This window comes from Acidovorax sp. IB03 (genome assembly GCF_016406015.1).
GTDB lineage: Bacteria > Pseudomonadota > Gammaproteobacteria > Burkholderiales > Burkholderiaceae_C > Acidovorax > Acidovorax temperans.
In genome coordinates this window covers 1-6,772 of the sequence record NZ_JAEFCH010000066.1, presented here as the reverse complement: position 1 = coordinate 6,772, position 6,772 = coordinate 1, and the positions used below count along the sequence as shown (strand labels likewise).

Annotated in this window: 6 protein-coding genes and 3 pseudogenes; 3 read left to right on the top strand and 6 right to left on the bottom strand. The window is 62.3% G+C overall.

Features of this window, described 5'->3' with window-relative positions; genetic code table 11:
• Window positions 1–53: 53 nt before the first annotated feature.
• The 5 genes and pseudogenes from IHV84_RS19780 to IHV84_RS19760 all read right to left on the bottom strand — a co-directional run.
• Window positions 54–362: pseudogene (locus IHV84_RS19780) on the bottom strand (GMC family oxidoreductase N-terminal domain-containing protein); the annotation flags it as partial.
• A 30-nt stretch (window positions 363–392) separates the two neighbouring features.
• On the bottom strand, window positions 393–2,012 hold the full coding sequence (locus tag IHV84_RS19775; RefSeq protein ID WP_054258067.1) for a GMC family oxidoreductase: 1,620 nt from the start codon (window positions 2,010–2,012) through the stop codon (window positions 393–395).
• 25 nt (window positions 2,013–2,037) lie between these two features.
• A complete protein-coding gene (locus IHV84_RS19770) occupies window positions 2,038–2,565 on the bottom strand; it encodes a hypothetical protein (RefSeq protein ID WP_233100149.1) in 528 nt (175 codons plus the stop codon).
• A 16-nt stretch (window positions 2,566–2,581) separates the two neighbouring features.
• Window positions 2,582–4,024 (bottom strand): coniferyl aldehyde dehydrogenase, encoded by a 1,443-nt coding sequence (locus IHV84_RS19765; RefSeq protein ID WP_054258066.1) that lies wholly within the window; start codon window positions 4,022–4,024, stop codon window positions 2,582–2,584.
• A 21-nt stretch (window positions 4,025–4,045) separates the two neighbouring features.
• The gene (locus tag IHV84_RS19760) at window positions 4,046–4,801 is read right to left on the bottom strand and encodes a class II aldolase/adducin family protein (RefSeq protein ID WP_082366676.1); all 756 of its coding nucleotides are present in this window, start codon (window positions 4,799–4,801) and stop codon (window positions 4,046–4,048) included.
• 103 nt (window positions 4,802–4,904) lie between these two features.
• Here IHV84_RS19760 and IHV84_RS19755 point away from each other — a divergent pair, with 103 nt between their 5' ends.
• Window positions 4,905–5,597, top strand: a complete 693-nt coding sequence (locus IHV84_RS19755) for a Crp/Fnr family transcriptional regulator (RefSeq protein ID WP_054258124.1) — start codon at window positions 4,905–4,907, stop codon at window positions 5,595–5,597.
• A gap of 96 nt (window positions 5,598–5,693) precedes the next feature.
• On the opposite strand, the gene IHV84_RS19750 is transcribed toward IHV84_RS19755, so the two are convergent.
• Window positions 5,694–6,272 (bottom strand): NADPH-dependent FMN reductase, encoded by a 579-nt coding sequence (locus IHV84_RS19750; RefSeq protein ID WP_054258125.1) that lies wholly within the window; start codon window positions 6,270–6,272, stop codon window positions 5,694–5,696.
• Between the two features lie 96 nt (window positions 6,273–6,368).
• Here IHV84_RS19750 and IHV84_RS19745 point away from each other — a divergent pair.
• Together IHV84_RS19745 and IHV84_RS19740 are read left to right on the top strand one after the other, a co-directional pair.
• Window positions 6,369–6,458, top strand: a pseudogene (locus IHV84_RS19745) (FAD-dependent oxidoreductase); the annotation flags it as partial.
• A 1-nt stretch (window position 6,459) separates the two neighbouring features.
• Window positions 6,460–6,772: pseudogene (locus IHV84_RS19740) on the top strand (transposase); the annotation flags it as partial.

The window sequence follows — 6,772 nt, the reverse complement described above, 5'->3', positions numbered from 1 at the left end:
GATGGCGCTTCCGCGGTGCGATACTTGGCCTCATGCGGTTAAAACGCCTATCCGTAGTCGTTGCGGTTACCTCGGGTGTAGACCATGGCATTGATGGAGCTGGACCCACCCATCACCTTGCCGCGCGGTTGGAAGCCCTTGCGCCCGTTGAAGCCAGCCTGCGGCACGGTCTCGTATCCCCAGCTGAACAGTTTCAATGGCGCTGTGGCGGCAAATCCCAAAGGCGCGTGGATGAAGGCGGAAGAATCCGGGCCGCCGGCTTCGAGCAGACACACGGAGACGGACGGGTCTTCGCTCAGGCGGCCCGCCACCACACAGCCGGCGGCACCGCCGCCCACCACGACGTAATCAAATTCTTGCATGCAATAGTCTCCTCCCGCTGCCGGGAAATATCAGGCCAGTAGAACGTCCTTGCCACTCAGCCGCTTGGCCAGTCCCTGGGCGAGGCGGTTGACGTTACCGTAGATGGACAGCTGTGGATTGGCACCAATGCTGGTCGGGAAGAGGGAGCCGTCGTGGATGGACAGATTCTCCAGCTGCCAGTGCACACCGTCCGGGCGCGTGACGCCCAGCTTGTCGTCACCGCCCAGACCACAACCACCCATGACGTGGGCGCTGCCGATCTTGGTGAGCAGGGGCTTCATGGGCAGGGCTTCAATGGCTGCCTTGGTCGCCGCCCAGGTGCTGGTGCCGCCAGCAAGTTCGTGGCCCGGGTACACCATGGTGGCGCCGGCTTCGAACTGGATCTGTGCCATGGCGAGCATGGAGCGGCGTGCACCGTCGAGCACGTAGTCGCTGATGGGGTAGTCCAGCAGGGGCGAGCCATCGTCGCGCAATTCCACCGTGCCACCCACCGACTGGTCGTGGAAGCCGTCACGCATGAGGGCCAGCATCACGTTGGCGTGGGGGTACTGGCGGAACAGCTCGGCCTGCTTCTCGCCAAAGCCGGGCAGGTTGGCGCCAAAGAACACAGGATGCAGGGGTGCGACTTCCAGCTTGAACCCGATCGGTCCGTCCACCGGCTGGGTGTGCAGGAAATGGTCGGAGTAAATCGATTGCGGTGCACCGGTCCATGCGGCCACGGTGTCTTTCATGACGGCCGTGGTGATGGCCACCGGGTGCAGGAAGGTGCGCGTGCCCAGCCGCTTGTGTGGGTCGGGCGCTTTCGAGCGCATCAGCAGCGCCGGAGAGTTGATCGCCCCACCTGCCAGGACAAAATGTTTTGCTACGATAGTTGTAGCAATCTTGCCAGATTCTACGGGGGCTGCGTTCGGTTTTACCGCAATACATTGCATGGCGGTGACACGACCGCCTTCGATGACCAGTTTCTCGACCCGTGTTTCTACCAGCAGGGTGGCGCCATGGTCCAGTGCAAACGGGATGGTGGTCACCAGCATGGACTGCTTCGCATTGGTGGGGCAGCCCATGCCGCAGGAACCGAGGTTGTAGCAGCCCTTGACGTTGCGTGGAATCACTTCGGCCTTGATGCCGAGTTTGGCTGCACCGCGGCGCAGCAGCTCGTTGTTCTCGTTGGGCGATGTCGCCCAGGGCGAAATGTTCAGTCGGGTTTGAGCCTGCTGGAAGTAGGGCGCCAGTGTTTCGGTGGTGTAGTCTTTCAGGCCAAATTTGTCCTGCCAGAATTTCAACGTATCGGGAGGCGTATGAAAGGAGCTGGTCCAGTTGACCGTGGTGGTGCCGCCCACACTGCGGCCCTGCAGGATGGTGATGCCCTTGTCCTTGGTCTTGCGCCCGGCGTTTTCCTGGTACAGCGAGGCGTAGGCTTCGGGCTCTTTCTGTTTGAAGTCGGTACTCGATTTGAGCTGCCCCTCCTCGACGATGACGACGTTCAGGCCTGCTTTGGTCAGCAGCTCCGCGGTGATGCCGGCGCCAGCGCCAGAGCCGATGATGGCCACATCGCAGGTGATGCGTTCCGGCAAGGCGCCGTGTTTGCCGCCGAGAACTTTCCAGCCGCGTTGCAGGCCCGCCGCAATGGGGTCAATGATGTTGGTCATGCGATTTCAGTGGATGCAGGGTGACTCAGACGGCTCTGGGGCCGGGATAGCCGATGGTCTTCCAGGACTCTTCGCCCGAGAAATAGGGCACAAACACGATGTCGTGCAGTCCCTGGTAGGCCTGGATGCGCAGCTCCGTGCCGGACGCGCGCATGGACTGCAGTGCGGCGCTGGTTTCTGCCACTGTGGCGTCTTCCCACGACGGCGACAGACCCACAATGCCGCGCCGGCCCGCGGCCGTGGCCAGCAGGCCGAACAGTTGCGAGAGTTCAGCCTGCACATGCGCGGGCAGGCCGGCGGTGAAGTCATCGGTACGCTGCAGGACCGCGTCGATGGCGCGTTGCTGTTCCAGCGCATCCGCAGGCAGCGTGCCTTGCAGCATGGCCTGTCCGACGCGGGCCATCAGCAGCCGCGCGGAGGGGCTGAGGCGGCCATTGACCAGGCCCGGCTTGATCAGTGCCACCGCGCCGCCAGCCACGGCCAGAACGACGGCGGCACCGATACCGAGCTTGAGAAAACTTCTGCGCTGCAGGTGGGGAGGCAGGTGCTTCATGGCAGTGTGTATCGGGTTACTTGGTCAGGAAGTCGAGGTACTTGGTCGCGAACTTGCCGTAAGGCGGCCACAGGAACTTCACGGCGCTGAAGGGGGCCTGGTAGAACACCGGGCGCATCTTGGAGAAGGTGACAAAACCTTCGTAGCCGTGGTAGTGGCCCATGCCGCTGTCGCCCACACCACCAAAAGGCAGATCGTGCTGGCCCACGTGGAACAGACCATCGTTGACGCTGACGCCGCCCGACATTACGTGGGTCAGCAGGTGGTGCACCAGCGCCTTGTCGTTGCTGAAGGGGTAGAGCGCCAGTGGACGCGGGCCGTCGTTGATGGCCTGGACGGGGTCTTCAATTTTCTTGTACGGAATGATTGGCAGCACGGGGCCGAAGATCTCGCGCGTGCGCAGCGCGCAGTCGGCGGGCGCGTTGAGCACGATGTGTGGGGCGATCTTGCGCGTGGCTGCGTCCCATTGGCGGCCGGGAATCAGCTGGACCAGTGTGGCGCCGCGCTCTTGCGCCTCTTCCATGGCACCCACCACCCGGTTGAAGGAGCGGTCGTCAATCATGGAGGTGAAATCGGGCGAGCTCAGGTGCGGGTAGCGCTCTGTGACGATGCCCTTGGACATCTCGGTGAACTCCTTGACTTTGTCTTCCGGGATGTAGATGTGGTCAATGGTGGTGCAGATCTGTCCGGCGTTGAAGTACTTCACGAACAGGACGCGTTCGGCAGCTTTGCGCAGCGGGTAATCGTCGCAAATGATGGCGGGCGATTTGCCGCCGAGTTCCAGCGTGACAGGGCACAGGTTGGGGGCAGCCGCTGCCATGACGGCGCGGCCTGTCAGGCCGGATCCGGTGAACAGGATGTGGTCGAACTTCAGCTTCGAGAACTCAATGCCCACGCCGCCGGTTTCATCGAAGAACGCCAGCTTGTCCCGGGGGAAATACTTGGGAGACTTTTCAATCAGCAGCTTGGCGAGATGGCGGGAGTTTTCCGACATCTTGACCATGGAGCGGTTGCCAGCGGCAAAGGCGGCGATGAGTCCGCTGAAGCTGAGGTTGATGGGGAAGTTCCACGGCACGATGGCACCCACGATGCCCAGAGGCTGGGGAACCACGCGGTTCTTGGCACCGAAGAAATTCTTGATGTCCACACCGCGGCGCTGTGGCTTCATCCAGGTCTTGAGGTGCTTGAGGGTGTGTTCCACACCGTCGACCACACTGAAGATTTCGGCAAACAGGGTTTCGTGGCGCGAGCGGTTGCCGTAGTCGGCGCTGATGGCGTCCACGATGGCGTCGCGGTTGTCCTTGATGAAGGCTTTGAGCTTGAGCAGGTCAGCCTTGCGCTCGGCAAAGGTGGGGTAGGGGTGGGCGAAGTAGGCTGCGCGTTGCAGCTTGAGGACTTCTTCGAGCTCCAGACGGATGGCGTCAGAAGAGGTGGCGGCGTGGATGGGAACGGCGGACATGGTGTGGTTTTCTCCGGGAAATCAGGTTTGGTAAAGGGTATCGATGCGGTCAAGCTTGCGAATCAGTGCCGGCCAGGCGATGTTCGCGCCCTGGCCTGAAGTGACCATCTTGATGACCATGGGCATGGTTTCCATGATCTTGGGGTTGATCTGCACCAGTTCGCCACCCGCCTGGGCGTCAAGCTGGATGCGGCAGGCGTTTTCAAAGTTGTACATCGACAGAAAGGCCTCTGCCACGGTGGAACCGACGACCAGCAGGCCGTGGTTGCGCAGCATAAGGAAGGTCTTGTTGCCCAGGTCGGCCTGCAGGCGGGGTTTTTCATCCTCGCGCAGGGCCACGCCTTCGTAGTCGTGGTACGCCAGCTCGGGGATGACAAAGGTGGACTGCTGGCTGATGGGCAGCAGTCCACATTTTTGTGCGCTCACGGCCACGCCCGCGCGGGTGTGGGTGTGCAGCACACAGCCCACGTCGGGGCGGCCGTCGTGGATGCAGCTATGGATGTTGAAACCAGCGGGATTGACCGGAAACGGCGAATCGAGCAGCTTGTTGCATTGCTGGTCGACCTTGACCAGGCTGCTGGCGGTGATTTCATCGAACATCAGCCCGTAGGGGTTGATGAGGAAGTGGTGCTCGGGGCCGGGGATGCGCACGCTGATGTGGGTGAACACCAGGTCACTCCAGCCGTACAGCGCCACCAGACGGTAGCAGGCGGCGAGATCGACGCGCAGCTTCCACTCTTCGGTGCTGACCTTGTCTTTGACGGATGGGATATCCAAGTGCTGTCTCCTGGCGATGGCAAGCGCGCACGTTAACCCGGTGGGCGGTAATTAACTGTTAAAAAATTTACAATTTAGGGTAATTACTGGAAAAAAATAGACCGTGTACCCCAAATCCGATCTTCTGGAAGCGCTGAGCATCAACACCTGGTTTGCAGCCTTGCCTCTGGCCGAACGCAAAGCCATGGTGCGTGCGGGCGAAGTCACCACATTCCGGGCTGGCGAAATGCTGTACCGCAAGGGGGATGCGGGGGCGAGTTTTGTGGGTCTGGTGGAAGGGGCCTTCAAGGTGTCCACGCTGGGCGAGGATGGTCGCGAAGCCATCCTGGCCGTGATGGAGCCCGGCAACTGGTTTGGCGAATCCTCGTTGCTGGACGGGTTGCCCCGACCCCATGACGTCACCGCCATCCACGACAGCATCGTGCTGGCGATCGGTGTGGTCGAGTTTGAGCGGCTGATGCGCCGTCCGGCATTTGCACGGGCGCTGGGCGCGTTGCTCTGCAGCCGGGTGCGCGTGCTGTACAGCCTGGTGGAAGACGCCATGCTGCGCTCCACCCGCACCCGCATTGCCCGGCGCCTGCTGGCACTGGCCCGCGGCGACGCAACGATGGCCGTGGATGCCAGGGCGCGTGTGACGGTGTCGCAGGAGGCGCTGGCCATGATGCTGGGTATCACGCGCCAGACCCTGTCCAAAGAGCTCAAGGTGCTGGCGCGCGATGGCGTGCTGTCGCTGGGCTATGGGCGCATCGACATCCTTTCGGTGCCGGAGCTGGACAAACGCGGGGCGCTGGCCTGAGTTGCAGGACAGGGCATGGATCAGTCAGGTGACCGAGCAAGCTATAAAAACAATAGCTGCTTGCGCAATTTTGACGGGGGCTAGAGCTGTATTTGGCTAAGAAAGCCGCTTGGCAGCCCAGAGTACCTGGTCCACCACGGCTGCTACGCTGGCCTGGTGCGTGGCGTCCTGGAGCTGGCCCTGTGCGTCAAACGCACTGCCGGCGCGGCCCAGGGCGAACTGTTGCGGGCACAGCCAGCATTGCAGGTTGAGCAGTAACGGGCTCAGGTGGCTGAGCGAGCGTAGGCCGCCCAGTGCACCGGGCGACGCGCTGAGCAATCCCACCACCTTGCCGGCGAATGGCTTGCTGCTGTCGCTCCAGTAGGCGTGGTTCTTCACCGGACTGGAGGCCCAGTCCAGGGTGTTCTTGAGCAGGGCGGTGTAGCTGCCGTTGTACTCGGGCGAGCAGATGATCCAGGCCGGGTGTTCATCCAGGACCTCCTTGAGCTTCATCACATCGGGTGGTGTGCCCTGCGCTTCGAGGTCGGCGTTGTACAGCGGAATGTCCAGGTCGCCCAGCTCCAGCAGGGTCACGCTGGCCCCCGCAGCGCGGGCCAGATCGGCTGCAGCTTTGGCCAGCTGGCGGTTGTAGGACTGGGTGCGGGTGCTGCCGGCGAAGACAAGGAGTTTGCTCATGGCCCCATTGTCGTCAATAAACAGGGCAGCCGGTAAAATCGGCCTCTCCCTGACTGCGCCGGGCGCGCGTTTCTTTCTGCGCCCATTTGGAACACCATGCTTTACCCACAAGATTTCGATGTCATCGTCGTTGGCGGCGGCCATGCCGGAACCGAGGCCGCCCTGGCTGCCGCCCGCATGGGCTGCCCTGCGCGCCTTTGTGGGCCGTGGGCTGCTGGAGAACTTCGAGGCAAAAGAGATGCTGGGGTACAAACACAGCGGTTTCTCGGTGGATGTCGGGGTGTGCATTGAATCCCACGACCGTCCAGGCCTTGAGCGGCTCTTGCGCTATTGCGCCCGCCCACCCTTTGCGATGGACAGGCTGCGCAAAGAGGGAAGCAAACTGGTGTACCGCTGCGGCAAGCAGCGCAGCGAACCCACCAGCGACAAGCGCGGTGCCAAGGTTGATGAGCTGCACCTCACACCGCTGGAGCTGATCGACCGCATTGCCGCGCTGGTTC